A 26,913-nucleotide genomic window follows, 5' to 3' on the forward strand; every position below is an offset into this window, starting at 1 on the left:
CTCATGTCCCCCGGCGATGGCCTGCGGCCATCGCCTCCTCCTTGACTTCGCTCTCAAGGGCCTTGGCACCCGGTGCACGGCAGTACGCTGTGGCCCGGAAGCAAAAGCCGGGGATCGTGCGTAGTCCAGCCGAAGCCGAGCCCCGTCGTGGCCGGGAGGCCTTCGCGGGGAAGTAAAGGAGGAGGCATCCGCCGCCAGGCGGATGCCGGGGGACATGAGCCGCGAAGGCCTCCCGGCCGCGGCGGGGCCCTCCAGGTCACGGCCAAGCCTAGCGAAGTATCAGACACTCCTCGTCGAAACCGTTTCGCCGAAACTGGGAGAAGAACCTTTTTCCACAGCCCGCATGCACCATCGCAATGACCTGGATCAAGGCCGTTTCGCCCCCGGAACATCCACACTGATGCCCATGGACACACGACCCGACGCCCGCCTTTCGCCGCGGCTGCTCGCCGCCGCTCCCCATCGCCTCATGTTCTTCGTCGGCGCCGGCAACGTGCTGCTGGCGATGGCGTGGTGGACGGCGTGGCTGGTGGCTGCGCGCTGGCCGGGGCTGCTGCGGATGCCGCAGCCCGATCCCTATGCCGGCTGGTTGCACGCCATCGTCATGCAGTACCAGATGCTGCCGAGCTTCATCTTCGGCTTCCTGCTGACGACCTTCCCGAAGTGGATGGGGCTGCCCGATGCGGCCCGCTGGCACTACGTGCCGGTGGGTGCCGGCATGTTCGGCGGCCAGCTGGCGGTCCTGCTGGGCGCGCTCGGTGCTCCCGCGGGTATCGAGGTCGGCGTGGCGATGACGCTCGCGGGCTGGGCGGCGGGTCTGTGTTTCCTCGGCGACCTGGTGCTGCGTGACCGCAACCGCAGCTGGCATGCGCGTTCGTGCTTTGCCGCCCTGGTGCTGGGCTGGCTGGGGCTGGCCGCGTTCGGAGGGGGCCTGCTGTCCGGCGCCCCGCAGTGGATCTTCGCCAGCATCAAGATCGGCACCTTCGGACTGCTGCTGCCGGTCTACCTGACGGTGGCGCACCGCATGTTTCCTTTTTTCGCCGGCAATGTGGTGCCCGGCTACAAATCCTGGCGGCCGATGTGGCTGCTGGCGGCGTTCTGGGGGTTCTGTCTGCTGCACCTGGGCCTGGAGATGGTGCACGCCTATGCCTGGCTGTGGCTGGCCGACCTGCCGCTGCTGGCGCTGTCACTGCTGGCACTGTGGCGCTGGTGGCCGCGTGGCCCCAAGCCCGGGATCCTGGCGGTGCTGTTCCTCGGCCTGGCCTGGCTGCCGGTGACCTTCGCGCTGTATGCCGTGCAGAGCCTGGTGTACTTCGCGGGCGACGGTTTCATCCTGGGTCGCGCGCCGGCGCACGCGCTGTTCGTGGGTTTCTTCGGCAGCCTCCTTGTGGCCATGGTGACCCGCGTGAGCCAGGGCCATTCGGGGCGGAAGATCGAGATGCCGGGCGTGGCGTGGTTTGCTTTCGCGGCGATCCAGCTGGTCACGGTCGCGCGCATCCTGGCCGACATCTCGGCCGACGCCGGCGCCTGGTGGGCCGTGGCCTCGGCAGGCTGGCTGGTGGCGCTGGGACCCTGGGTGCTCCGGCTCGGCAGGATCTACCTGTCGCCGCGCCAGGACGGGCGTCCGGGGTGAGCCGATGATCGAGTTCTATCCGCAGATCAAGTGGGTGCACGTGGCCACGGTGCTCGCCAGCGGGCTGGTGTTCGCGCTCCGCGGGCTGCTGGTCCAGGCGGGACGGCAGCGCTGGGCGATGGCGGCGCCGGTGCGCCACCTGAGCTATGCCATCGACACCACGCTGCTCACGGCTGCACTCATGCTGCTCACCATCCTGCCCGGCGCCATGTTCGCCAACGGCTGGCTGACCGCGAAACTCGTGCTGCTGGTGGTCTACGTGGGCCTTGGCACGTTCGCCCTCAGGCGCGGCCGGACGGCGCGCGTGCGCACCGCGTGCTACCTCGCCGCGTTGACCGTCTTCGGATTCATGTACACCATCGCCCGGACCCATCATCCCGGCGGTATGTTCTGGCTGCTGACCGCCGCTTGACCCACGTCATGGTCGCGGGCGTCCCATCGCCGGATACTGCATGCATGCACCGGCCCACGGTGCCGACGCACCCGATCAAGCCCCCAAGGAGATCCACATGAAGCGTTTTGTCATCGCCACCCTCGGCCTCGGCCTGCTCGCCTTCGGCGGTGCCGCCGCGGCATCCAACTGCACGATCAAGCTCAGCGGCGACGACCGCATGCAGTTCGACCAGAAGGAGGTCACCGTTTCGGCGTCCTGCAAGACGATCAACATCGAACTGGCGCACACCGGCCAGCTGCCCGCGGTCGCGATGGGACACAACGTTGTCGTTTCCGCAACGGCCGACGTGTCGGCGATCAACAGCGCCGGCGCCAAGGCCGGCGCCGCAGCCGGCTACCTGCCCAAGGACGAGCCCAAAGTGCTTGCCGCCACCGACATGATCGGCGGCGGCGAGAGCACCAGGGCCACGTTCAACGGCAGCAAACTCAAGGCCGGCGGCGACTACACCTTCTTCTGTTCCTTCCCCGGCCACGCCGCGCTGATGAAGGGCAAGCTGGTGGTCGCTCCATAAGCAAAACCGTGCGTCGCGGCGACCCTGCCGCGACGCCTGCTGTCCAACGAGGGGCGCGCTCCGGCGCGCCCTTTTCGCGGTCGCGCGGCCTATAATGTGCTGATGCAGCATCCGCCGACCGCCACGTGAGTGGCTCGGCCCATGCCTGGCAGCACTGCAGTGCCCGGGGAACCCGACGCGCACATTGACCGCGATCAAGCCCGGGTTGCATGCCGCGCCCAGAATACACAACAAGCAAGGTCTCCCCTCCATGTCATCGACCCCCGCCGCCGTTTCGGCCACGGCCGCAAGCGGCCAAGACGCAGCCAGGTCCGGCTACTACAACGACAAGGTGGTGCGTCAGTTCACGATCGCGACCGTGATCTGGGGCATCGTCGGCATGGCCGTCGGCGTGTTCATCGCCGCACAGCTCTACTGGCCGACCATCGCCGAAGGCATCCCGTGGCTGAGCTACGGCCGCCTGCGTCCGCTGCACACCAACGGCGTGATCTTCGCCTTCGGCGTCTGCGCGCTGTTCGCGACCAGCCTGCACGTGGTCCAGCGCACCTGCCATGTCCGCCTCATCTCCGACAGGCTGGCGTCATTCGTATTCTGGGGCTGGCAGGCAGTGCTTGTGGCGGCGGTCATCACGCTTCCGATGGGCATGAGCCAGAGCAAGGAATACGCCGAGCTTGAATGGCCGATCGACTGGCTGATCGCCGTGGTCTGGATCGCGTATGCGGTGCTGTTCTTCGGCACGATCGCCAAGCGACGCGTGCAGCACATCTATGTCGCCAACTGGTTCTTCGGCGCCTACATCATCACCATCGCCCTGCTGCACATCGTCAACAACATCGCGATCCCCTCTGGCTGGACCAAGTCCTACCCGGTCTACAGCGGCGCGGTCGATGCCATGGTGCAGTGGTGGTACGGCCACAACGCGGTCGGCTTCCTGCTGACCACCGGCTTCCTCGGCATGATGTATTACTTCGTGCCCAAGCAGGCCGGGCGCCCGATCTATTCCTATCGCCTGTCGATCGTCCACTTCTGGGCGCTGATCGCGGTCTACATGTGGGCCGGCCCGCACCACCTGCACTACACCGCCCTGCCCGACTGGGTGCAGTCGGTAGGGATGGTGTTCTCGCTGATCCTGCTGGCGCCCAGCTGGGGCGGCGCGATCAACGGAATCATGACCCTGTCGGGTGTCTGGTACAAACTGCGCACCGACCCGATCCTGAAGTTCCTGATCGTCGCGCTGTCGTTCTACATGATCGCCACCTTCGAAGGGCCGATGATGTCGATCAAGACGGTCAACTCGCTGTCGCACTACACCGACTGGACCATCGGCCACGTGCACGCCGGTGCCCTGGGCTGGGTGGCCATGATCACCATCGGCTCGATCTATTCGCTGATGCCGCGCGTGCTCGGCCTCAAGGAGATGTATTCGATCAAGTGGATCGACGTGCACTTCTGGCTGCACACCATCGGCGTGGTGTTCTACATCGTCGCGATGTGGATCGCCGGCGTGATGCAGGGCCTGATGTGGCGCGCGACCAACGCCGACGGCACGCTGACCTACAGCTTCGTCGAGTCCCTCAACGCGACCTATCCCTACTACCTCGTGCGCCTCGGCGGCGGCGTGCTGATCCTTGTCGGCATGTTCCTGATGGCCGCCAACACCTGGAAGACATTCCAGATGGCCAGGAATCCGGCCCCGCAGCCGCTGCTGCCGCCCGACCCGTCCGACGCCCGCGTTCCAGTCCAGGCAGCCTGACATGAGCGAACAGAACAAGATCCCCCCGCCGCCCAACGCGCACGAGAAGATCGAGAAGAACGTCGGCCTGCTGATCGGCCTGGTGGCGATCGCCGTGTCCTTCGGCGGGCTGGCCGAGATCGTGCCCCTGATGTACCAGGCCGAGGCGATCGAGCCCCTGCCCGGCGTCGAGCCCTATCCGGCGCTCGAACTCGCAGGCCGCGACATCTACGTGCGCGAGGGCTGCGCCAACTGCCATACGCAGATGATCCGCACCCTGCGCTTCGAATCCGAGCGCTACGGCCATTACTCGCTGGCCGGCGAGTCGGTCTACGATCGCCCGCACCTGTGGGGCTCCAAGCGCACCGGGCCGGACCTTGCGCGCGTGGGCGGCCGCTACTCCGACGACTGGCATCGCGTGCACCTGATCGACCCGCGTGCAGTCGTGCCGGAATCGAACATGCCCTCCTTCCCATGGCTCGCGGACACGCCGGTCGACGGCCGGGCGGTCAGCCGCAACATGCGGCAGCTGCAGCGGCTTGGCGATCCCTACTCCGACGAAGAGATCGCCGATGCCGCCGGGGTCGTTGCCGGCAGGACCGAGCTCGACGCGGTGGTGGCCTATCTGCAGGGCCTGGGCCTGCACGCGCCGACGGTCGGCGCCGCCGCCACGACATCCATGGAGGCCGCGCAATGATGGGCGGGATCATCGCCGTCGCCCTGCTGCTGCTGTTCGTGGGCGGCTGGATCTGGATCTGGCGGCCCATGCACAAGGCCGAGTTCGACGCAGCCGCGCAGCTGCCCCTTGAGGACGATTCCGAGGAGCCCCGGGAATGACCACCGGCTGGAGCATTTACGTCATCGTGCTGGTGTTGCTGAACATCGCGGGCCTCTGGGCCCTGCTGGCGTGGACCGCCCGGCGCCGCCCGGGCGATCCCAAGCCCGACGACACCAGCCACGTCTGGGACGGCGACATCACCGAGTACAACAAGCCGCTGCCGCGCTGGTGGATCATCGGCTTCTACCTGACCATGGTGTACGCCGTCGGCTACCTGATCTGGTATCCGGGCCTGGGCAACTTCAAGGGCATCAGCGGCTGGACCTCGGCCGGCGAACACGACGCCGACAAGGTCCGGCAGGACGCCATCCTGGCCGAGACCTTCCGTCCCTATGACGGCCAGCCGATCTCGGCGCTTGCGGGCGATCCGCGCGCGCTCGAGCTCGGGCGCGCGATCTTCGCCAATACCTGCGCGACCTGCCATGGATCCTCCGCGCAGGGCGCGGTGGGCTACCCCAACCTGACCGACGACATCTGGCACTGGGGCGGCTCCGAGGAGCGCATCCTCGAAAGCGTCCTCGATGGCCGCCAGGGCGTGATGCCGGAATGGGGCACGGTCCTCACCGGCATGGGCGGCGAGAACGCCGTGCTCTCGGTCGCCACCTACACGCGCTCGCTTGCCGGCGAGGTGCCCGCGAACGACTACTTCGCCGCCCAGGGCAAGGGCCTGTACGAAGGCGTCTGCGTGGCCTGCCACGGCATCGACGGCACGGGCAACCAGGACCTCGGCGCGCCCGACCTGACCGACGACTACGCCATGTACGGCAACTCCGTCGAGTCGATCATGGAGACCATCAACAAGGGCCGCCACGGCGTCATGCCGGCGCACCGCGACCTGCTTGGCGAGACCCGGTCCCGGCTGGTGGCGTCCTATGTCTGGTCGCTGTCCCGGGCTGAGGGCGACCAGGCGCAGAGCGCGGACGCCCAGTGAGCCACGTCCCGGGCCCCGGCTTCGACCACCCGCCGCGCCCCATGGCGCAGCGGGTCGGTGCCATCCTGTGGCCGAGCTTCTTCGCCGCCGCTGTCGCGACGATGGTGTTCTCGGCCTTCGTCGACCCGCTGATGCTGCGCGACATCACCTTCCCCGACGTCGAGATCAGCCGCAGCCTCGGCTATTCGATCGCCTTCTTCATGTTCTGGGTCGCCACCGCGGCCTCGAGCCTTTTCACATGGATCCTGCTGCGCCCGGCAAGCCGGTTCAACAAGGCGCTTCCCCCCGACAGATGAACCGTCGTATTCCCCTGGAGCTCGCCGAGGACACCGGCGGCTCGATGTACGTCAGCGAGCGCAAGGTCTATCCGCGCGAAGTCTCCGGACGCCTGAACACCTTGCGCGTGGCCGCCGTGTTCTGGCTGCTGGGCATGTTCTATGTCTTTCCGTGGCTGCGCTGGGACGACCGCCAGGCGGTGCTGTTCGACCTGCCGGCGCGCAAGTTCCACGTCTTCAGCCTGACCTTCTGGCCTCAGGACTTCCTGTTCCTGGCCCTGCTGCTGATCATCGCCGCGCTGGCGCTGTTCTTCTTCACCGCGCTGGCCGGGCGCCTGTTCTGCGGCTATGCCTGCCCGCAGACAGTGTGGACGGAAGTGTTCCTGTGGATGGAGCGCTGGACCGAGGGCGAGCGCAACAAGCGCATCAAGCTCGACGCCGGCCCCTGGACCCGCGAGAAGGTCCTGCGCAAGGGCGCCAAGCACACGCTGTGGCTGGTGTTCGCACTCTGGACCGGCTTCACCTTCGTCGGCTTCTTCACGCCCATCGGCGACCTGGCCGCGCGCCTGCCACGCCTGGAATGGGGCGGCTGGGAAGTGTTCTGGGTGCTGTTCTATGCACTGGCCACCTGGGGCAACGCCGGCTTCCTGCGCGAGCAGGTGTGCAAGTACATGTGTCCCTACGCGCGCTTCCAGAGCGCGATGTTCGACCGCAACACCCTGATCATCGCCTACGACCCCATGCGCGGCGAGCCGCGCGGGCCACGCAAGCGCGGGCTGGGCAGCGTTGTCCAGCGTGCGCGCGGCCTGCTCGACCAGATCACCGCCTACGACTACGTGTTCCGCGCGGCACTGCACCCGACCGCCGCCGACAACCGCGTGCAGGCCGCGGGCACCATCTCCCTCGGCGGCATCGGCGAGGTGGCCGAGCCGCTGCCGAAGTTCGCCACTGACGAGCTCGGCGACTGCATCGACTGCACCCTGTGCGTGCAGGTCTGTCCGACCGGCATCGATATCCGCAACGGCCTGCAGTACGAGTGCATCGCCTGCGGCGCGTGCATCGACGCCTGTGACGACGTGATGGACAAGATGGGCTTCGAACGCGGCCTGATCCGCTACAGCACCCAGAACGCGATCGACAACAAGCCCACCCGCGTCATGCGCCCCCGCGTACTGGTCTACGGCGCCCTGTTGCTGGCGCTGAGCGTGGCATGGGTGGCGGGCGTGCAGATGCGCAGTCCGCTGATCGTCGAGGTGCTGCGCGATCGCAACGCGCTCTATCGCGTGGTCGCCGATGGCCAGGTGGAGAACGACTACACCATCAAGGTGGTCAACAAGAGCGACGGCGCCAGCACCTATCGCATCGCCATCGAAGGTGGCGCGGCCGGCATCGAGCTGCGCGGCACGGGCCTCGACGCCGTACGGGCGAATGCCCAGCAGGTGATCAGCGTGCCCGTGATCATCGCCGCCCCCGACTCCCTCAAGGGCCGCCACTCCCTGACCTTCCGCGTCGAGACGATCGACGGCGAGGCCAGCGAGACGGTCGACAGCAGCTTCTTCGGACCCATGTGATGACAGACGACCAAAAACGCCCCTTCTGGCGCGAACCCATGATGTGGCTGGTGATCGCGCTGCCGCTGGCGTCGGTGATCGCAGGCGTGATCCTGCTCACCCTCGCGTTCCGCGATTCAGCCGATTCGGTGGGCGACGTCGTCCAGCGCACCGCGCAGATCCAGGTCTCCGACCTGAGTCCCGACGCCCGTGCCCGCGACCTGCGGCTGAGCGCCATCGTCCGCATCGACGAAGGCTATGTCGAAGTGCTGCCGGTAACCGGGGAGTTCGATCGCGGGCAGCCGCTGCGCCTCGTGCTGCGTCATCCGACGCAGGCTGCGTCGGACGTGGAACTGCGCGCGGCGCCCAGTGACAACGGCTGGCGTGCGGATGCCGAGCTCGGCCTCGATCACGACTGGAAGCTCGAACTGATGCCCGAGGGCACGCCCTGGCGCCTGCAGGGGCGGCTGCCCATGGGTCAGCGCGCGGCCCACGTGAAGCCGGCCTTCTCCGGCGAGCAGGAGTGAGGTGAACGCGGGCGCGGTCGCCACGGCCGCCGCCGTGCGCGACGCGCAGGGCGTGGGCGAAGGCTGCTTCCACTGCAGCGATGCGCTGCCCCCGGACCCGGCCAGCGCCCGCATCGACGGCGAACAGCGCCGCTTCTGCTGTGATGGCTGCGCCGCCGCCGCGCAGTGGATCCGCGACGCCAACCTCGTCGACTACTACCGGCTGCGCACCGAACGGGGCGGCCGCGCGGCCACCGACCTCGATGTCCAGCTCGCCGCCTTCGACCGCGACGACGTCCAGGTCGGGCATGTGCGCGACGTCGATGGCGGCCGCGAGATCACGGTACTGACCGACGGCATGCGCTGCGCGGCCTGCGCCTGGCTGGTCGACCGCGCGGTGGCGCGCGAACCCGGCGTGCTCGAGGTCGTCGCCAACGCGGTGACCGGACGCATCCGCATCGCGTGGGACCCGGCGCGCACCGCGCTCTCCGCCCCGCTGCGGCGCCTGGCCAGCCTCGGCTACGTGCCCTATCTCGCCTCCGGCACCGCGCGCGAGCGCGAACAGCGCGCGCAGCGCAACCGCGACCTCGTGCGCATCGGCATCGCGGGCCTGGTGTCGATCCAGGCGATGATGTTCGCCGAGGCCCTGTACCTCGACATCTACCAGCAGATGCCGATCGCCACGCGCGATTTCTTCCGCTGGATCACCTTGCTGGTGTCGACGCCGGTGGTGTTCTGGTGCGGCTGGCCCTTCATCGCCGGCATGCTGCGCGAGCTGCGCAACCGCCAGCTGGGCATGGACACGCTGATCGCCAGCTCCACCCTGCTGGCCTACTTCGCCAGCGTGTTCGAAACCCTCCGCGGCGGCACCCACGTCTGGTACGACGCCGCGGTGATGTTCGTCTTCCTGCTGCTGGGCGCGCGCATGCTCGAGCAGCGCGCGCGACGCATCGCCGTGGCCCAGGTCGACACCCTGGCGCGGGCGCGGCCGGAGCTGGCGACGCGGGAGCTGGCCGACGGCAGCCGCGAGGTCGTGCCGACCGCGGCGCTGGTACCCGGCGACATCGCCTGCATCTCCGCCGGCGACACCGTGCCGGCCGACGGCATCCTGCTCGATGCCGCCGCGCGCTTCGAGGAAGCGCTGCTGACCGGCGAGGCGCATCCGGTGCTGCACGCCCCGGGCGACACCATCTTCGCCGGCACCGTCTGCCGCGAAGCACCGGCGCGCATGCGCGTCGAACAGGTCGGCGCCGGCACCCGCCTGTCGGAGCTCGAATCCCTGGTCGAACGCGCGCAGTCGCACCGCCCGCGCGCGGCGCAGCTGGCCGACGCATTCTCGAGCCGCTTCGTCGCCGGCATCCTGGTCGCGGCGGTGCTGGTCTATGCCGGCTGGCGGATCCACGACCCCTCGCGCGCGCTCGAGGTCACCATCGCCCTGCTGGTGATCAGCTGCCCCTGCGCGCTGTCGCTGGCAGTACCCACGGCGCTCACGGTCGCGCACGGCGCGCTGGCGAAGCTGGGCGTGCTGTCGACCGACGCCGACGCGCTGGGCGCGCTGGCCACGGCCACCGACATCGTGTTCGACAAGACCGGCACCCTGGGCAGCGGCCGGCCGACGCTGGCGCGGGTGGAGGCCTTCGGCGACTTCGACATCGAAGACGCGCTCGGGATCGCGGCGGCGCTGGAGCGCGACAGCCTGCATCCGATCGCGCGTGCGTTCGAAGGCCAGGACGCCGGGCTGCCCGCCGAGGCGGTCGAGGAGCACCCGGGGCTCGGCATCGCCGGCACGGTCGGGGGCCGCGCGTGGCGGATGGGCCGCGCCGACTTCGCCGCCGCCCGCGCCGACGATGGCGCGCTCTGGCTCGGCGACGGCGACAAGGCGGTCGCACGCTTCGTGCTGGAGGAACCGCCGCGCGCCGATGCCGCCGCGGCGGTTGCCACGCTGCGCGAGCTGGGTATCGATGTGCACCTGTCCAGCGGCGACGCGGTGGCGCCGGTCAACGCGTTCGCCGACCAGCTCGGTATCGATCACGCCGCGTCGCGGCAGTCGCCCGAGGACAAGCTGCGCGGCGTGCGTTCGCTGCAGGACGGCGGCAGGAGGGTTGCGATGGTCGGCGATGGCCTCAACGATGCCCCCGTGCTGGCCGGTGCCGACGTCTCGATCGCGATCGGCAGCGGCGCCGCCCTCGCCCATCGCGCGGCCAGCCTGGTGCTCACCGGGCCCTCGCTGCTGCGCATCCCCGCCGCCATCCGGCTGGCGCGGCGCACCCGCGCCATCGTGCGCCAGAACCTGGCCTGGGCGCTGGGTTACAACGTCGTTGCCGTTCCGCTGGCCGCCGCCGGCCTGGTGACGCCCTGGGTGGCGGCGCTGGGCATGGCGGTGTCGTCGCTCATCGTCACCCTCAATGCGCTGCGCCTGGCGCGGAGCCCCGCGGCATGAACATCCTGCTGTTCCTCATCCCGGTGAGCCTGGTACTCCTGCTGGTCGCGATCTGGGCCTTCCGCTGGGCGGTGCGCAAGGGGCAGTTCGAGAACCTGGACGCCGCGGCGATCGACATCCTGCGCGACGACAGCGCCGACCTACCGCCGGACGGCCCGGACGACCACACCCATGCCGACTGACTGGCTCGCCATTGGCGCGGCACTGCTGGCCGGCCTGATGGGCGGCGTGCACTGCGCGGCGATGTGCGGTGGCATCGCCACCGGCTTCTCGGCGATGGGCGGCAACCGCGGCTGGTGGCCGGCGCTGCAGCCCAACCTCGGACGCGTGGGCGGCTACGTGCTGGCCGGCGCGGTCGCCGGCGGCATCGGCGGCGGCATCCTGGCCGCGGCGCGCAGCCCGTGGCTGGCCTTCGGTGCGCGCATGCTGGTGGGCGTGGTGCTGGTGCTGGTCGCGCTGCGGCTGCTCGACCGCTCCGGGCGCCTGTCATTCTTGGGACGTCCCGGTGCCGTGCTCTGGCAGCGGCTGCGCGTGCTGCAGAGGCCGCTGCTGCCGGCCAACACCGCCGCCAAGCGGATCGCGCTCGGCGTGCTCTGGGGCTGGATGCCCTGCGGCCTCAGCACCACCCTGCTCGCCGCCGCCTGGCTGCAGGCCGACGCCCGCAACGGCGCGCTGACCATGGCCGCCTTCGGCCTCGGCACGCTGCCGCTGATGGTGTCGTTGACCTGGTCTGGCGCGCGCCTGGGCCAGTGGCTGCAGCGCGGGCGCTGGCGGATGGCCATCGGCGGGCTCGTGCTCGCGGCGGGCCTGTTGACCATTGCGGCGCCCTGGCTGATGCATATTCCGGCGCTGGCAGGCCCCTTGGCCGCCCTGGGCTGTCTTCCGCCGCCCTGAGCGAGCCGGTCGCCTGGCAACGCGTGGCCCGCGCTAGCCTTGGCTCTTCCGCGCGGCGCGCAGCCGATCGAGTTTCTCGCGCAGCTTGATCTCCATCCCGCGCTCCACCGGACGGTAGTACACCCGTTCGCCCATCGCGTCGGGGAACCCGGTCTGGCCCAGGGCCACGCCGCCTTCCGCATCGTGGTCGTACTGGTAACCGGTGCCGTGGCCGAGCTGCTTCATCAGCTTCGTCGGCGCGTTGCGCAGGTGCATCGGCACCTCGGCGCTGCCGTACTCGGACACGTCGCGCTTCGCCTCGCCCAAGGCCACGTAGGCGGCATTCGACTTCGCGGTGCTGGCCAGGTAGATCGCCAGCTGGCCCAGCGCCAGGTCGCCCTCGGGACTGCCGAGGCGGTCGTATGCATCCCAGGCCTCGAGCGCCATGGTCAACGCGCGCGGGTCGGCCAGGCCGATGTCCTCCACCGCCATGCGCGTCAGCCGGCGCGCCAGGTAGCTGGCATCCGCGCCACCGTCGAGCATCCGCGCCAGCCAGTACAGCGCGGCATCGGGGTTGGAGCTGCGCACCGATTTGTGCAGCGCCGAAATCTGGTCGTAGAACTGGTCGCCGCCCTTGTCGAAGCGGCGGCTGCGGTCGGCCAGCACCTGGGCCAGGGTCTCGTCGGTGATGGTGCCGCCCTCGCCCACCAGCTCCACCGCGATCTCCAGCAGGGTGAGCGCGCGGCGCACGTCGCCGTCGGCGGCGCTGGCGATGAGTCGCAGCTGGTCGTCGCCGATCACGATGCCGCGCCCGCCAAGGCCGCGGTCGGAATCGTCGAGCGCGCGCTGCAGGGCGGTGCCGATGTCTTCGACCGAGACCGCCTCCATCACGTGCACGCGGCAGCGCGACAGCAGCGCCGAGTTCAGTTCGAACGAGGGGTTTTCGGTCGTGGCGCCGACGAAGATGATCGTCCCGCGTTCGATATGTGGCAGGAACGCATCCTGCTGCACCTTGTTGAAGCGGTGCACCTCGTCGACGAACAGCACCGTGCGGCGGCCACCGGCGAACGTGTACTCCGCTTCGGCAAGCACCTTGCGCACGTCGGGCAGTCCGGTGAGCACCGCCGAGATCGCGCGGTACTCGGCGTCGGAGTACTCGGCCAGCAGCAGCGCGAGCGTGGTCTTGCCGCAGCCCGGCGGTCCCCACAGCACCATCGAGTGCACGCGGCCGGCTTCGACTGCGCGCCGCAGCGCGGATCCGGGCGCGAGAAGTCGCCGCTGCCCGACCATTTCATCCAGCGTGCGCGGGCGCATGCGCTCGGCGAGCGGGCGCAGCGCGAGGGCATCGGATTCCGGGGGAAGGAGGCCGGGCGTTCCGGCGTCCCTTGCTTGCTTGCGGGACACGTCGCATCCAGGGGAAGTGCAGGACGACACGATACCAAGGTCGCCGCCGCGGCGACTGCCGTCAGGGGCCGGCGGTGGCGAAATCCCCGAGGGCGTTGATGTTCGGCCCCAGCGCGTGCTCCACGCTCAGCCAGGCATGGGCATGCAGGTCGTAGAGCGCGTCGATGCGTGCGCTGGTGTTCCCGCCCGGCCCGAAGTCCGCCAGGCCATGGGCCTCGATGCGGATGAAGCGCTTGCCGGACTGCATGCTCGAAATGTCGTCGAGTTGCAGGAACACGCGGCCAGCGCCCGGATACGCCTCGAGTTCGGCACCCACGCGCGCCTCGAGTTCGACCAGCAGGCCGGCATCGTTGGGAACGAAGTGCTCGTCCTCGCCCGCACCGTCTCCGCCAAGCATGATCTCCGGATAGCCGGCCGTGGCGAACACGGGGTCGTAGCGGGTGCGGTAGCGGAAGGCCAGCCAGTCGTCCGCGCCGCCATCGCCGGTGAGACGCAGCTGGCCGACGCCGTGCACCACGTGGTCGCGCGCCCCGGTGACCTCGGCGCGGGCATCGCCCAGCCTCAGCTCCAGCATCGCCTCGCCGAATTCACTGCCCAGCGTGGGCACCAGCACAGCGGCGACCGCCGCTTCGACCTGCTCGTCGACCGGCAGCTGGATGGCAGCGCTTCCGGCAGCATCGGGGGCCACATCGTCCCAGGCCTGGGCGAACGCGCATGGCATGGCCGCGGACAGCAGGGTCACGAGCAGGATTCGGGCGCAGCGGACTGCCGGCATGGACGCTTCCCGATGCGGATACGTCCTGGATAACGCGGGAACGGCGCCCGCGGGGACACCGCGAACGCCGCCCGGGAGAAATGATCCGGCCGGTGTGGCCTGGAGGGCCTCAGCCCTCGCCGACCACGTCCACGCCCGCGGCTGGCACGAAGCGGAACGTGCCGCGGTCGAAGTCAGGGTTGCGCTGCCAATCGCTGAACGCGACCTCGGTGCGCTGGCCCAGGGTATCGACCACCTCCATGCGCACCAGCGCACTGCCCTTGAAGCCCAGGCGGGCGCTGCTGAAGCTGGCCTGGTCGGACTGGCGCGGCGACAGCAGCAGCCACGACAGGCCATCCGCCTCAGCGCCCTCGCGGACCTTGAAGTCGCGTTCCAGCTTGGCCGGATCGACCAGGGCTGCAAGCGGGCTGTTCTGCTCCTCCGGCCCCTGCGGGCGCACGGTCACCTGTTCCAGGTCGGGATCGAAGACCCAGACCTTCTCGCCGTCGGCGACGATCAGCTGTTCGTAGGGAGTGACGTACTCCCAGCGGAAAAGACGCGGCGCCGACAGCGCCACGCGACCGGTGGAGGTTTCCTTGAGGCGGCCGTCGAGGTCGTAGAGCTTCTGTTCGAAGCGTCCGTCCAGGCCCTTCAGGCCGGTGCTGAAGGCGGCCATGTCGTCGCGGGCGCCGGCAAACGCGGTGCTGGCGAAGAGGGACAGCAGGGCCAGCGCGGCCACCCAGTTGCGCTTGCGGATCATCGGAGGCTCCATCCGGGAAATACGATGCGAAGTTTGGCCTGCGACGGCTGAATGCGGGATCACGCGAAGTGCAGGGTCATCGCCGCTACAGCGGCTCCCACAGTGGAGGGTCACCGCGGCGGCGGCGGCGCGAGCACGCTGCGGTCGCCGTTGTGCTCCGGTGGCGAAACCACGCCAGCGGCCTCCATGGCCTCGACCAGGCGCGCGGCGCGGTTGTAGCCGATCTTGAGCCGACGCTGCACGCCCGAGATCGACGCCCGCCGGGTCTCGGTCACCACGCGCACGGCCTCGTCGTAGAGCGGATCGCTCTCGTCGCCGCTGCTGCTGGATTCGGGCAGTCCGGTGGCGCCGACCACGACGCCGTCGCCCATCGTCTGCACTTCCTCGAGCACGCCCTCGACGTAGTCCGGGCCGCCGCACGACTGCTTGAGGTTCTCGACCACGCGGTGCACTTCCTCGTCGGAGACGAAGGCGCCGTGCACGCGCTCCGGCATGGCGGTTCCGGGCGGCAGGTAGAGCATGTCGCCATGGCCGAGCAGCGTCTCGGCGCCGCTCTGGTCGAGGATCGTGCGCGAGTCGATCTTGCTCGACACCTGGAACGCGATGCGCGTGGGGATGTTGGCCTTGATCAGGCCGGTGATCACGTCCACCGACGGCCGCTGCGTGGCCAGGATCAGGTGGATGCCGGCGGCGCGCGACTTCTGCGCCAGGCGTGCGATCAGCTCCTCCACCTTCTTGCCGACGATCATCATCATGTCGGCGAACTCGTCGATGAAGATGACGATGAAGGGCAGCGGCTCGAGCGGTTGCGGCAGCTCGTCGATTTCCGGGTTGGGCTTGAACAGCGGGTCCAGCAGCGGCTGGCCGCTGTCCTGGGCGTCCTTCACCTTCTTGTTGAAGCCGGCCAGGTTGCGCACGCCCACCGCGCTCATCAGCTTGTAGCGGCGCTCCATCTCGGCCACGCACCAGCGCAGGCCGTTGGCAGCCTCCTTCATGTCGGTGACCACCGGCGCGAGCAGGTGCGGGATGCCCTGGTAGACGCTGAGCTCGAGCATCTTCGGGTCGATCATCAGCATGCGCACGTCCTTGGCGGACGCCTTGTACAGCAGGCTCAGCACCATGGCGTTCACCGCCACCGACTTGCCGGAACCGGTGGTGCCGGCCACCAGCAGGTGTGGCATGCGAGCGAGGTCGGCCACCGTCGGCCGCCCGGCGATGTCCTTGCCCAGCGCCAGCGTGAGCGGGCTGCCGGACTTGTCGTATTCCTTGGAGCGCAGCAGCTCGGAGAGGTAGATCATCTCGCGGTGCGTGTTCGGCGTTTCCAGGCCGACCACCGACTTGCCGGGAATCACGTCGACCACGCGCACGGACTTCACCGACAGGCCGCGGGCGATGTCCTTGTCCAGCGAACTGATCTGGCTGACCTTGATGCCGGGTGCCGGCTCGATCTCGAAGCGGGTGATCACCGGGCCCGGATAGGCGCCGACCACCTGCGCATCGATGCGGAAGTCCTTGAGCTTGAACTCGATCTGCCGCGACAGCGTTTCCAGCGTGTCCTCGTCGTAGCCCTTGGGCTGCGGCTTGGGATCGTCGAGCAGCGCCAGCGGCGGGATGCCGCTGCCGTCGGCGACGTTGAACAGCGGGATCTGCTGCTCGCGCTTGGCGCGCTCACTCTTCTCCACCACTGCCGCCGGCGGGGGCTCGATCCGCACCGGTGCGCGCCTGGCGCGCAGTTCGGTCTCGATCTTGCGGGTCTCGGTGCGCTCCTCGCGCATGGTCCGGGCGTCCTGCCACTCGCCGGCCTGCTTGCTGCCGCGGCGGAACAGCTCGGGCAGCCTCAGCACCCACTTGCCGATCGTGTCCATGACCCCGAACCAGGACAGGCCGGTGGCCAGCGTCACCGACACCAGCAGCAGCGCCAGCAGGAACAGGTTGCCGCCGATGCCGCCGAAGCCGGCATACAGCGAATTGCCCACCAGCCGCCCGAGGATGCCGCCGCCACCTTCCGGCAGCCCCTCCACGGCGCGAAACCGGAGGTACAGCAAACCGGTGGCGGCGATGATGAAGCCGACGATGCCGACCAGGCGCAGCGCCGGACCGAGGTCGGCCTGGCCGTCGCCATCGGTGTCCATGCCGAACAGCGCGATCCAGGCCACCGCGCCCAGGACCAGCGGCAGCACGAAGGCGACGTAGCCGAACAGGCCCAGCAGCATGCCGGCGGTCCAGGCCCCGACCTTGCCGCCGGCGTTGTGCAGCGGTGCAGTCAGGTTTCCGGAGTTGCTCCAGCCCGGATCCTGGGACGAATACGTCACCAGGCACACCAGCAGGTAGACCAGCAGCGGCGCGATCGCGATCAGGGCGATGTCGCGCAGCAGCTTCTGTCGCCTGGGGTTGGGCGTCGAGGCAGCCGCACGCGGTGCCGCGTTGCGCTGGCGCCGGGTGCCGCGTTCGGATGCCGGACGTGCTGCCACGTGTGATCAGACCTTAAGAAGTTGCCGCAATGGGATGATTCTAATCATATTCCGCCTCAAACAGCCATGCCAAGCAGCGCCGAATGGACCAGCTTGCCATCGGCCACGTTGATGCCGCGGGCCAGCGCGGGATCGGCCTGCCAGTCGCCGCCGGCCGCGAGCCGGTTCACCCAGGGCAGGATCGTTGCGCAGATCGCCTGCGACGAGGTCTGCGGCACGGCACCGGGCATGTTGGTCACGCAGAAGTGGGTCACGCCCTCCTCCACATAGGTCGGATCCTTCCAGGTGGTCGGACGCGAGGTTTCGAAGCAGCCGCCCTGGTCGATGGCGATGTCCACCAGCACGCTGCCCGGCTCCATGGCCTTGAGCATGTCGCGGGTCAGCACCTTGGGCGCGCGTGCGCCGGCCACCAGCACCGCACCGATCACCAGGTCGGCAGAAGCCACCTCGCGCGCGACCACGTCGTGGTACGGATAGAGCGCGGTGACGTTGGCGCCCAGGCGCATCATCTCGTCCATGCGGTCGGTGCGCATCTCGAACACGGTGACGTTGGCGCCGCCGGCCGCGGCCAGCGCGGCGGACGCGCCGCCGGCCTTGCCCGCGCCGAAGACCACCACCTTGCCGCGCTCCGTCGACGGCAGCCCGCCGAGCAGCTTGCCCTTGCCACCCTCGGGCTGGTGCAGAAGATGCGTACCCACCTGCACGCCGATGCGGCCAGCCACGATCGACATCGGCGCCAGCAGCGGCAGGTCGCCGTTGGGCAGTTCGACGGTCTCGAAGGCGACGCCGGTCAGGCCGATGTCGAGCAGGCTGCGGGTCAGCGCCGGCTCGGCCGCCAGGTGCAGGTAGCAGAACAGCAGGTGGTCGCGGCGCAGGTGCAGCAGGTCGCCGGCGATCGGCTCCTTGACCTTCACGATCATCTCGCCCTTTTCGTACAGCGCGGCGGCATCGGGAGCGATGTTGACGCCCAGCGCCGTGTACTGGTCGTCGGCGAAGCCGGACTTCAGGCCGGCGTCCTTCTCCAGCCACACCTCGTGGCCGCGCTTGACCAGATCGCCAGCCGCGGCGGGCACGAGTGCGACGCGCCCTTCAAGGATTTTGGTTTCCTTCGGAACGCCGATGCGCATCTCTTGTCCTCTCCAGTCCTGCACAAAAAACGCCGCATGTGCGGCGAGTCGTCGTCCTGCTACCGGGAACCCTGCGTTGCGCCCGCGAACGCCCCCTGCGCCTTGTCATGCCGCGTCGGCGCCGCCAAGCTATAGGCTTCCCAACGCCGTGATTCCATGGCCCGCGAGTATACATGAGCACTTCCAAGCACTGCCGCCTGCTGATCCTCGGTTCCGGCCCCGCCGGCTGGACCGCTGCCGTCTATGCCGCCCGCGCCAACCTGAAGCCGGTTGTCGTCACCGGGCTGCAGATGGGCGGCCAGCTGATGACCACCACCGAGGTCGACAACTGGCCGGGCGATGCCCACGGCCTGATGGGCCCGGACCTGATGACGCGCATGCAGGCGCATGCCGAGCGCTTCGAGACCGAGACGATCTTCGACCACATCCACAGCGCCGACCTGTCGCAGCGTCCGTTCCGCCTGAAGGGCGACAACGGCGACTACACCGCCGACGCCCTGGTCATCGCCACCGGTGCCACGGCCAAGTACCTGGGGCTGCCCTCCGAGGAAGCGTTCAAGGGCCGCGGCGTGTCCGCCTGCGCCACCTGCGACGGCTTCTTCTACAAGGACCAGGACGTGGCCGTGGTCGGCGGCGGCAACACCGCCGTGGAAGAGGCGCTGTACCTGTCCAACATCGCCCGCAAGGTCTACCTGGTCCACCGCCGCGACACCCTGCGCGCGGAAAAGATCATGCAGGACAAGCTGCAGGCCAAGATCGACGCCGGGAAGATCGAGCCGGTGTGGCACCACGTCGTCGACGAGGTGCTGGGCAACGAAGCCGGCGTCACCGGACTGCGGCTGAAGTCCGTGCAGGACGACAGCACGCGGGAGATCGACGTGCACGGCTTCTTCGTCGCCATCGGCCACACGCCGAACACCACCCTGTTCGAGGGCCAGCTGGCGATGAACAACGGCTACCTCGAGATCCGCTCGGGCCTGTCGGGCGGCGCCACCGAAACCTCGGTCAAGGGCGTGTTCGCCGCCGGCGACGTCGCCGACCAGCATTACCGCCAGGCCATCACCTCGGCCGGCTTCGGCTGCATGGCGGCGCTCGACGCCGAGCGCTTCCTCGACAAGGATGCCTGAGTCCCGGCGCGCGTCGGGCCGGGCCGGCTGAGTCCGGGCATGCCCGTCGCGCGCATCCATGCCTCGCTTGCCGGGATTCCGGCCGCCGCCTGGGACGCACTGCATGACGGCGGCAATCCTTTCGTCGCGCATGCCTTCCTCGAAGGCCTCGAATCCAGCGGCTGCCTGCGCGCGGGCTGGGGCTGGACGCCGCACCACGTCACGCTGTGGAAAGGCGATGCGCTGGTCGCGGCCGCGCCGGGCTACCTGAAGGACAACTCGCACGGCGAATTCGTGTTCGACCACGCCTGGGCCCATGCCTATGCGCGCTACGGCCGCGACTATTTCCCGAAGTGGCTGGGCGCGGTGCCCTACTCGCCGGTGACCGGGCCGCGACTGCTGGCGCGCGACGACGCCGCGCGCGCTGCGCTGCTCGACGCCATCGTCGACGAGGTGCGCGGACTGGGCCTGTCGTCGGCGCACCTCAACTTCCACGAGGCCGGCGAAGACGCCGCCTTCGGCGACGAGTGGATGCGTCGCAGCGACATCCAGTACCACTGGCGCAACGACGCCGGCTGGCCGGACTTCGCCGCCTTCCTTGCGGACATGGACCATCGCCATCGCAAGAACATCCGCCAGGAACGGGCGAAGGTCGTGCGCGCGGGCGTGACCTTCCGCGTACTGCACGGCGACGAGGCCAGCGAGACCGACCTGGCGCACATGCATGCCTTCTACCTGGAAACCTTTGCCGACTACGGCAATGCGCCGGCGCTGACCCTCGACTTCCTGCAGCACCTGGCCCGCACGCTGCCGCGCGCGCTGGTGCTGGTACTCGCCGACCTCGACGGCGAAGCCATCGCCGGCGCGCTGTGCCTGCGCGGGCGCGACACCCTGTACGGACGCTACTGGGGTGCCGTACGCCAGCTGCCCGGCCTGCACTTCGAGACCTGCTACTACCAGGGCATCGAGTACTGCCTGCGCGAAGGCCTCACGCACTTCGAACCCGGCGCACAGGGCGAGCACAAGATCGCGCGCGGCTTCCTGCCGACACCCGTGCGCAGCCGCCACTGGATCGCCGACCCCGACTTCCGCCGTGCGCTGCGGGACTGGTGCCGCGAGGAAGAAGCCGCGGTCGAAGGCATGGCACGGACGCTGGTTCGGCGCTCTCCGTTCCGCGATGCCGGGCCGGCAACGTGAGTCGCAAGCTGCCAGCCCTGCTGGGTACCAATCCGGGCGCTCCTTTCCCGGACCCCGAGACCGCGCTGCGCGAGCCCGACGGGCTGCTGGCGATCGGCGGCGACCTCAGTCCGCGGCGCCTGCTCAACGCCTACGCCAACGGCATCTTCCCCTGGTATTCGCAGGGGCAGCCGCTGCTGTGGTGGTCGCCGGACCCGCGCACCGTGTTCGCCACCGACGGCGTGCACCTGTCATCGCGCTTCCGCCGCCAGCTGCGCCGCTCGGACTGGACGGTGGTCGCAGACCGCGCCTTCGACCAGGTGGTGCTGGCCTGCGCCACCGCGCCGGGCCGCGGCGGGCACGGCACCTGGATCACCGATGCCATGCGCGCGGCCTACTCCACCCTGCATGCCATCGGCCATGCGCACTCGATCGAGGTGCTCGACGGGCAGGGGCGCCTCGTCGGCGGCCTGTATGGCGTGGCGGTGGGCCGGATGTTCTTCGGCGAAAGCATGTTCAGCGGCGAGAGCGGCGGCTCCAAGGTCGCGCTCGCCGCGCTGGCCCGGGTCCTGCACGGCTGGGGCTGGCCGCTGCTCGATGCCCAGGTGGAGAACGCACACCTGCAGCGGATGGGCGCACAGGCCTGGGCACGGCCACGCTTCCTTGCCGAGGTGCGGCGGCTGGCCGCGCTGCCGGGCCGTGTCGGCCCCTGGGACGCGGCGTTCGGACTGCCTGCAGCCAGCCTCGGGACCGCGTCCGGAAGCGAGGGGCATTGGGCGCCCGTTTAACCGGAATTTTGCACGGCGGGCCCGTCCATGCGACAATTGCCGTCTTTCGGGCCCCAGGCCCGGTCCCTTGATTCGGTCAGTACAGCACGCATGGCGAAAGACGATGTCATTGAATTCGAAGGCTCGATCTCCGAGACGCTTCCCAACACGGTGTTCCGTGTGAAGCTGGAGAACGGGCACGAGATCATCGCGCACATCTCCGGGCGCATGCGCAAGAACTACATCCGCATCCTCACCGGTGATCGCGTCAAGGTCGAAATGACCCCGTACGACCTCACCAAGGGTCGCATCACCTACCGGATGAAGTAAGGCGCCACCCGCGCCCGAAGAAGAAAGGCGGCCCTGGGGCCGCCTTTTTCATGCCCGCGGCGCGGCGCCGTCAGTCGACGGTCGCCGGCAGCAGCTTCTCGGGCTCGGCCTGCACGTCGAGCACCAGCTCGCCGTCCACGGCGTCGATCGACACCTTGCCCCCGCCCACCAGGCGCCCGAACAGCAGCTCGTCGGCAAGCGGCCGCTTCACCTTGTCCTGGATCACCCGCGACATCGGCCGTGCGCCCATCAGCGGGTCGAAGCCGTGCTGGGCCAGCCACTCGCGCGCCGCCGGCGTCGCCGCCAGGCTCACCTGCTTCTCGTGCAGCTGCTCCTCGAGCTCGATCAGGAACTTGTCGACCACGCGCAGGATGTGCTCGAAGCCCAGCGCCTGGAACTGCACGATGGCGTCCAGGCGGTTGCGGAACTCCGGCGTGAAGCCCTTGCGGATCACCTCCATCGCGTCCGTGCTGTGGTCCTGCTGCATGAAGCCGATCGTGCGCCGCGCGGCCTGCGCCGCGCCCGCGTTCGTGGTCATCACCAGCACCACGTTGCGGAAGTTGGCCTCGCGCCCGTTGGTGTCGGTCAGGATGCCGCGGTCCATCACCTGCAGCAGGATGTTGAAGATGTCCGGGTGCGCCTTCTCGACTTCGTCCAGCAACAGCACGCAGTGCGGCGTCTTGACGATCTTCTCGGTCAGCAGGCCGCCCTGGTCGAAGCCGACGTAGCCCGGTGGCGCGCCGATCAGGCGGCTGACCGAATGCGGCTCCATGTACTCCGACATGTCGAAGCGCACCAGTTCGATGCCCAGCTGCAGCGCAAGCTGGCGGGTGACCTCGGTCTTGCCGACGCCGGTGGGGCCGGCGAACAGGAAGTTGCCGATCGGCTTGTCCGGGTTGGCCAGGCCGGAGCGCGCGAGCTTGATCGCCGACGTCAGGGTGGCGATCGCCGGGTCCTGCCCGAAGATCACCATCTTCAGGTTGCGCTCCAGGTGCTCGAGCACGTCCTTGTCCGAGGCGCTGACCTGCTTGGTCGGGATGCGCGCCATCCGGGCGACGATGGCTTCGACCTCCTCCACGTCGATCAGCGACTTGCGTTTGTCATCGGGCAGCAGCCGCTGGCGGGCGCCGGCCTCGTCGATCACGTCGATGGCCTTGTCCGGCAGCAGCCGGTCGCCGATGTGCTTGACCGACAGGTCCACCGCCGCCTGCAGTGCGTCGTCGGCGTAGGTGACGTTGTGGTGGGCCTCGTACTTCGGCTTCAGGCCCTGCAGGATCTCGTAGGTCTCGCCCACGGTGGGCTCGACGATGTCGATCTTCTGGAAGCGCCGGGCCAGCGCCCGGTCCTTTTCGAAGATGCCGCGGTATTCCTGGAACGTGGTCGAGCCGATGCAGCGCAGTTCGCCAGACGCCAGCGCCGGCTTGATCAGGTTCGACGCGTCCATCGTGCCGCCCGACGCCGAACCCGCACCGATGATGGTGTGGATCTCGTCGATGAACAGGATCGCGCCCTCGTGCTTGCCGACCGCGGCCAGTACCGCCTTCAGGCGCTTCTCGAAATCGCCGCGGTACTTGGTGCCGGCCACCAGCGCGCCCAGGTCGAGCGAGTAGATGGTGGCGTCGGCCAGCACCTCGGGCACTTCCCCGTCGACGATGCGCTTGGCCAGGCCCTCGGCGATCGCGGTCTTGCCGACGCCGGCCTCGCCCACGTACAGCGGGTTGTTCTTGCGGCGGCGGCAGAGCACCTGGATGGTGCGCTCGATCTCGTCGGCACGGCCGACCAGGGGATCGATCTTCCCCTGGCGCGCGAGCGCGTTGAGGTCGGTGGCGAATTCGGTGAGGGCATCACCCTTGCCCTCGCCCTCGCCGCCTTCGGCCTTGCCTTCAGCCTCGTCCCCGGAGCCGGAGCCGGGCTGCGGCTCCTCGCCGGTGCGCGCGATGCCGTGCGACAGGTAATTCACCACGTCCAGCCGGGTGACGTCCTGCTGGTTGAGGAAGTAGACCGCGTGCGAATCCTTCTCGCCGAAGATGGCCACCAGCACGTTGGCGCCGCTGACCTCCTTCTTGCCCGAGGATTGCACGTGGTAGACCGCACGCTGCAGCACGCGCTGGAAACCCAGCGTCGGCTGGGTGTCGCGGCCGTCGTCCTCGGCCAGTCGCGAGACGGAGCTGGCGATGGCCTGCTCGAGGTCGGAGCGCAGGCGGTGGAAATCGGCGCCGCAGGCCTTGAGCACGGTCTCCGCGGACGGATTGTCGAGCAGCGCGAGCAGCAGGTGCTCGACCGTCATGTACTCGTCGCGGGCCTCGCGGGCGCGCTTGTAGCACTGGCCGATGCTGTATTCGAGATCCTTGCTGAACATGGGGCGTGTGCCTCCTGGATTCACTGCTTACCAGATGGGGATGCCCAAGGGACTTTTCCATCCGGCGACGGATTCCTTGTAGGCCCTTGCCCGCGCCGTTGGCAAGCACCATCCACGGATCCCAGTATCCCGGCCGCGCGTGTCATCGCGGAGTGAGGCGCACACGGGCGCCGGTGCAAGGCTCAGGTTTTTTCGATCGTCGCCAGCAGCGGATGCTGGTTCAACCGGGCGTACTCGTTGACCTGGGCGGTCTTGGACTCGGCCACGTCGCGGGTAAACACCCCGCACACGCCGCGGCCGCGGGTGTGGACATGGAGCATGACCTGGGTGGCGCGCTCGATGTCCATGCCGAAGAAGCGCACCAGCACCTCGACCACGAAGTCCATCGGGGTGTAATCGTCGTTCAGGATCAGGACGGAATACAGCGGCGGCCGGGCCACTTCGGGGCGGCCGACTTCAACGGCGACGCCATGGTCGCGCTCGTGTCCGGGGTTGTGGCTCATAGCCCCCGATTATACCGGCGCGCCCGGTGGACGGCCCCCGCCGCGCAGGGGAAAATGCCCTGCCCACCCACGGTGACCACATGCAGCCTGCCAGCCCCGCAACCATGGACCGCGACCACGCCCCGATGCGTGCGGGCGCGCGTGGGCGGTGCGGGCCGTGACCTATCGACAGGGGCGGTTCTGGCAACCCGACGTGACCGTGGCCACCGTGGTGGTGGACGGCGGCCGCGTGCTCTGCGTCGAGGAACACTCGGGTGGCCGGCTGGTGCTGAACCAGCCCGCCGGCCACCTCGAGCCCGACGAGGACCTGGTGGAGGCCGCGGTCCGCGAAACGCTCGAGGAGTCGGGCTGGAGCGTGGAGCCCACGGCCTTCATCGGCGCCTACCAGTGGACCTCGCCGGGCCAGCCCGGCGGCAAGCCGGGTCGCCACTACCTGCGCTTCGCCTTCGCCGCGCGGCCGCTATCGCATGATCCGGCGCGGACGCTGGACCAGGGCATCGTGCGCGCGCTGTGGCTGACGCCGGCCGAGCTCCAGGCCCAGGCCGACCGCCATCGCAGCCCCCTGGTCTGGCAGGTCGTGGCCGACCATCTGGCCGGCAGCCGGCAGCCGCTGTCGCTGCTGCGCTCGGTGCGCTGATGGCCGCGCCCGGCGTCATCGTCGGCATGTCCGGCGGCGTGGATTCATCGGTCGCCGCCCTGCGCCTGCGCGACGCCGGAGAGCCGATCGCCGGCCTGTTCATGGACAACTGGGCCGACGACGGCAGCGGCCACTGCCGCGCCGACGAGGACCGGCGCGACGCCGTGGCGGTGTGCGGGCGGCTCGGCATCCCCATCCACTTCCGCGACTTCTCGCAGGAGTACTGGGCCGGCGTGTTCGAACACTTCCTCGCCGATTACGCCGTCGGGCGCACACCGAACCCGGACGTGCTGTGCAACCGCGAGATCAAGTTCAAGCATTTCCTCGACGCCGCCCGCGAGCTGGGCGCGGCGCGCATCGCCACCGGGCACTACGCCCGCGTCGACCACGACGGCCGTCACTGGCGCCTGCTGCGCGCCGCCGACCGCAGCAAGGACCAGAGCTACTTCCTGCACCAGCTGGGGCAGGAACAGCTCGCCGCCACCCTGTTCCCACTGGGCGGACTGCAGAAGGACGCGGTGCGTGGGATGGCCGCCGCCGCGGGGCTGCCGACGGCCGCCAAGAAGGATTCAACCGGCATCTGCTTCGTCGGCGAGCGCGACTTCCGCGAGTTCCTCGGCCAGTACCTGCCCGCGCGCGCCGGCGAGATCCGCACGCCCGACGGCCAGGTCGTGGGCGGACACCAGGGCGTGTTCTACTACACCCTGGGCCAGCGCGAAGGCCTGCACATCGGTGGCCGCCGCGGCTTCGCCGACCGGCCGTGGTACGTGGTCGGCAAGGACGTGGCCGGCAACGTGCTCACCGTTGACCAGGGGCATGACAGCCCCTGGCTCATGTCGCAGGCGCTGCGCAGCGAAACCGCGCACTGGATCGCCGGCGCACCCCCATCCACCGTTTTCCGCTGCACGGCGCAGACGCGCTACCGCCAGCAAGAGGAGCCATGCGAAGTGACCGTTGATGATTCCGGGACCCTGCGGGTCGCCTTCGAGCGCCCCCAGCGCGCCGTGACGCCCGGCCAGTCCGTGGTCCTGTACGACGGCGAGGCCTGCCTGGGCGGCGCCGTGATCGCGACTACCGACGCCCCGGCGGGCACGAGGGGAGTGCCGGCATGAGCGACATCCACGACCGCATGCTCGCGCTGGCCGGACTGGCGCAGGCGCTGCGCCAGGTGCGCCGCGTGGCCGAGACCGGCCAGGCCGAAGGCACCGTGCTCGAGACCGCGCTCGGCAGCGTGTTCCGGATCGACGCCGACTCCACCGGCGAGATCTACGGCGGCGTGGCCAACGTGCGCCCCGGCCTGATGCTGGTGCGCGATTACCTGGCCAACAAGGGCCAGGATCCGCTGCTGCCGAAGCTCGCGCTGGCCGTGACCCAGCTCGAACGGCGCTTCGTGCAGGACGACGACATCGCAGGCCGCGTGCACGAGGGCATCCTCACAGCGAAGATCGAAGCCGAGCGCCTGGGGACCGCGCATCCCGAAGTGCTTGCGAAGCTCGGCACTCTCTACGCCGACACCGTCAGCCAGCTGCGCCCGCGCGTGCTGGTGCAGGGCAACCCGCACTACCTGGGGCAGGCGGCCATCGTTGCCGAGATCCGCGCGATGCTGCTGGCTGCGCTGCGATCGGCGGTGCTGTGGCGACAGTTCGGTGGCAGCCCCTGGGATTTCCTGCTGCGTCGCGGAGCCATGGCGCAGGCGGTCGAGGACCTGCTGGGCTGACAGCTCCGTTGCGGCCACCGGTAATCATGCAAAGAAAACGCCCGGCCATGCCGGGCGTT

The 26,913-nt window shown here is 69.3% G+C and carries 27 protein-coding genes; 20 read left to right on the top strand and 7 right to left on the bottom strand.

From position 1 onward, the window contains the following. Positions 1-406 precede the first annotated feature (406 nt). From E2169_RS00810 to E2169_RS00870, 13 genes are all read left to right on the top strand, one after another. Entirely contained in the window at positions 407-1,633 is a 1,227-nt protein-coding gene (locus E2169_RS00810; RefSeq protein WP_229659126.1) for an NnrS family protein, read from the top strand. Between the two features lie 4 nt (positions 1,634-1,637). Beyond that, positions 1,638-2,045: a SirB2 family protein gene (locus E2169_RS00815; RefSeq protein WP_132984726.1), complete on the top strand. Its 408-nt coding sequence runs from the start codon at positions 1,638-1,640 to the stop codon at positions 2,043-2,045. Positions 2,046-2,142: 97 nt separating this feature from the next. Next, complete coding sequence (gene azu, locus E2169_RS00820; protein WP_132984727.1) at positions 2,143-2,598, top strand: azurin; 456 nt, start codon at positions 2,143-2,145, stop codon at positions 2,596-2,598. Positions 2,599-2,848: 250 nt separating this feature from the next. Continuing rightward, positions 2,849-4,351, top strand: a complete 1,503-nt coding sequence (ccoN, locus tag E2169_RS00825; protein ID WP_132984728.1) for a cytochrome-c oxidase, cbb3-type subunit I — start codon at positions 2,849-2,851, stop codon at positions 4,349-4,351. A gap of 1 nt (position 4,352) precedes the next feature. After that, complete coding sequence (gene ccoO, locus E2169_RS00830; protein WP_132984729.1) at positions 4,353-5,027, top strand: cytochrome-c oxidase, cbb3-type subunit II; 675 nt, start codon at positions 4,353-4,355, stop codon at positions 5,025-5,027. Beyond that, positions 5,027-5,167, top strand: coding sequence for a cbb3-type cytochrome oxidase subunit 3 (locus E2169_RS00835; RefSeq protein ID WP_229659125.1), 141 nt, complete (start codon positions 5,027-5,029; stop codon positions 5,165-5,167). Before ccoO ends, E2169_RS00835 begins: the two co-directional genes overlap by 1 nt. Next, positions 5,164-6,099 carry a cytochrome-c oxidase, cbb3-type subunit III gene (ccoP, locus tag E2169_RS00840; RefSeq protein WP_132984731.1) on the top strand — a complete coding sequence of 312 codons (936 nt, stop codon included), beginning with the start codon at positions 5,164-5,166 and terminating at the stop codon, positions 6,097-6,099. The genes E2169_RS00835 and ccoP overlap by 4 nt, the downstream gene beginning before the upstream one ends. Positions 6,100-6,140: 41 nt before the next feature. Beyond that, the gene (locus tag E2169_RS00845; RefSeq protein WP_132985423.1) at positions 6,141-6,395 is read left to right on the top strand and encodes a hypothetical protein; all 255 of its coding nucleotides are present in this window, start codon (positions 6,141-6,143) and stop codon (positions 6,393-6,395) included. After that, positions 6,392-7,945: a 4Fe-4S dicluster domain-containing protein gene (locus tag E2169_RS00850; RefSeq protein ID WP_132984732.1), complete on the top strand. Its 1,554-nt coding sequence runs from the start codon at positions 6,392-6,394 to the stop codon at positions 7,943-7,945. The genes E2169_RS00845 and E2169_RS00850 overlap by 4 nt, the downstream gene beginning before the upstream one ends. Continuing rightward, positions 7,945-8,451, top strand: coding sequence for a FixH family protein (locus tag E2169_RS00855; RefSeq protein WP_132984733.1), 507 nt, complete (start codon positions 7,945-7,947; stop codon positions 8,449-8,451). Before E2169_RS00850 ends, E2169_RS00855 begins: the two co-directional genes overlap by 1 nt. A gap of 1 nt (position 8,452) precedes the next feature. Continuing rightward, the gene (locus tag E2169_RS00860; protein WP_229659124.1) at positions 8,453-10,870 is read left to right on the top strand and encodes a heavy metal translocating P-type ATPase; all 2,418 of its coding nucleotides are present in this window, start codon (positions 8,453-8,455) and stop codon (positions 10,868-10,870) included. After that, entirely contained in the window at positions 10,867-11,052 is a 186-nt protein-coding gene (ccoS, locus tag E2169_RS00865) for a cbb3-type cytochrome oxidase assembly protein CcoS (RefSeq protein WP_132984734.1), read from the top strand. Before E2169_RS00860 ends, ccoS begins: the two co-directional genes overlap by 4 nt. After that, positions 11,042-11,764, top strand: a complete 723-nt coding sequence (locus E2169_RS00870; RefSeq protein ID WP_132984735.1) for a sulfite exporter TauE/SafE family protein — start codon at positions 11,042-11,044, stop codon at positions 11,762-11,764. The genes ccoS and E2169_RS00870 overlap by 11 nt, the downstream gene beginning before the upstream one ends. 33 nt (positions 11,765-11,797) lie before the next feature. Here the strand turns inward: E2169_RS00870 and E2169_RS00875 are convergent, their stop codons facing one another. The 5 genes from E2169_RS00875 to ald all read right to left on the bottom strand — a co-directional run bounded on the left by E2169_RS00875 (position 11,798) and on the right by ald (position 18,259). Next, the gene (locus tag E2169_RS00875; protein WP_370465144.1) at positions 11,798-13,057 is read right to left on the bottom strand and encodes a replication-associated recombination protein A; all 1,260 of its coding nucleotides are present in this window, start codon (positions 13,055-13,057) and stop codon (positions 11,798-11,800) included. 151 nt (positions 13,058-13,208) lie between these two features. After that, entirely contained in the window at positions 13,209-13,922 is a 714-nt protein-coding gene (locus tag E2169_RS00880) for a hypothetical protein (RefSeq protein ID WP_132984737.1), read from the bottom strand. Between the two features lie 109 nt (positions 13,923-14,031). Then, on the bottom strand, positions 14,032-14,661 hold the full coding sequence (gene lolA / locus E2169_RS00885; RefSeq protein WP_132984738.1) for an outer membrane lipoprotein periplasmic chaperone LolA: 630 nt from the start codon (positions 14,659-14,661) through the stop codon (positions 14,032-14,034). Positions 14,662-14,771: 110 nt separating this feature from the next. Continuing rightward, positions 14,772-17,132, bottom strand: a complete 2,361-nt coding sequence (locus tag E2169_RS00890; RefSeq protein ID WP_132984739.1) for a DNA translocase FtsK — start codon at positions 17,130-17,132, stop codon at positions 14,772-14,774. A gap of 56 nt (positions 17,133-17,188) precedes the next feature. Further along, on the bottom strand, positions 17,189-18,259 hold the full coding sequence (gene ald / locus E2169_RS00895; RefSeq protein ID WP_132984740.1) for an alanine dehydrogenase: 1,071 nt from the start codon (positions 18,257-18,259) through the stop codon (positions 17,189-17,191). A 173-nt stretch (positions 18,260-18,432) separates the two neighbouring features. Between ald and trxB the strand changes: the two genes are divergently transcribed. The 4 genes from trxB to infA all read left to right on the top strand — a co-directional run bounded on the left by trxB (position 18,433) and on the right by infA (position 21,638). Beyond that, complete coding sequence (gene trxB, locus E2169_RS00900) at positions 18,433-19,386, top strand: thioredoxin-disulfide reductase (RefSeq protein ID WP_132984741.1); 954 nt, start codon at positions 18,433-18,435, stop codon at positions 19,384-19,386. 39 nt (positions 19,387-19,425) lie between these two features. Beyond that, entirely contained in the window at positions 19,426-20,562 is a 1,137-nt protein-coding gene (locus tag E2169_RS00905; RefSeq protein WP_132984742.1) for a GNAT family N-acetyltransferase, read from the top strand. Next, positions 20,559-21,329 carry a leucyl/phenylalanyl-tRNA--protein transferase gene (gene aat / locus E2169_RS00910; protein WP_132984743.1) on the top strand — a complete coding sequence of 257 codons (771 nt, stop codon included), beginning with the start codon at positions 20,559-20,561 and terminating at the stop codon, positions 21,327-21,329. The genes E2169_RS00905 and aat overlap by 4 nt, the downstream gene beginning before the upstream one ends. A gap of 90 nt (positions 21,330-21,419) precedes the next feature. After that, positions 21,420-21,638, top strand: coding sequence for a translation initiation factor IF-1 (gene infA, locus E2169_RS00915; protein WP_132984744.1), 219 nt, complete (start codon positions 21,420-21,422; stop codon positions 21,636-21,638). A gap of 70 nt (positions 21,639-21,708) precedes the next feature. Here the strand turns inward: infA and clpA are convergent, their stop codons facing one another. Together clpA and clpS are read right to left on the bottom strand one after the other, a co-directional pair. Continuing rightward, on the bottom strand, positions 21,709-23,997 hold the full coding sequence (clpA, locus tag E2169_RS00920) for an ATP-dependent Clp protease ATP-binding subunit ClpA (RefSeq protein WP_132984745.1): 2,289 nt from the start codon (positions 23,995-23,997) through the stop codon (positions 21,709-21,711). A gap of 182 nt (positions 23,998-24,179) precedes the next feature. After that, a complete protein-coding gene (clpS, locus tag E2169_RS00925) occupies positions 24,180-24,500 on the bottom strand; it encodes an ATP-dependent Clp protease adapter ClpS (protein WP_132984746.1) in 321 nt (106 codons plus the stop codon). Between the two features lie 157 nt (positions 24,501-24,657). On the opposite strand from clpS, the gene E2169_RS00930 reads away from it, so the two are divergent. The 3 genes from E2169_RS00930 to hflD are packed head-to-tail and all read left to right on the top strand — an operon-like array spanning position 24,658 to position 26,854. Continuing rightward, positions 24,658-25,137 (top strand): NUDIX hydrolase, encoded by a 480-nt coding sequence (locus E2169_RS00930; protein WP_132984747.1) that lies wholly within the window; start codon positions 24,658-24,660, stop codon positions 25,135-25,137. Next, positions 25,137-26,249: a tRNA 2-thiouridine(34) synthase MnmA gene (mnmA, locus tag E2169_RS00935; protein ID WP_132984748.1), complete on the top strand. Its 1,113-nt coding sequence runs from the start codon at positions 25,137-25,139 to the stop codon at positions 26,247-26,249. The genes E2169_RS00930 and mnmA overlap by 1 nt, the downstream gene beginning before the upstream one ends. After that, entirely contained in the window at positions 26,246-26,854 is a 609-nt protein-coding gene (gene hflD / locus E2169_RS00940; protein WP_132984749.1) for a high frequency lysogenization protein HflD, read from the top strand. The genes mnmA and hflD overlap by 4 nt, the downstream gene beginning before the upstream one ends. The last annotated feature ends 59 nt before the right edge of the window (positions 26,855-26,913 follow it).

It is taken from the genome of Luteimonas terricola, assembly GCF_004352845.1.
Taxonomy (GTDB): Bacteria; Pseudomonadota; Gammaproteobacteria; order Xanthomonadales; family Xanthomonadaceae; genus Luteimonas; species Luteimonas terricola.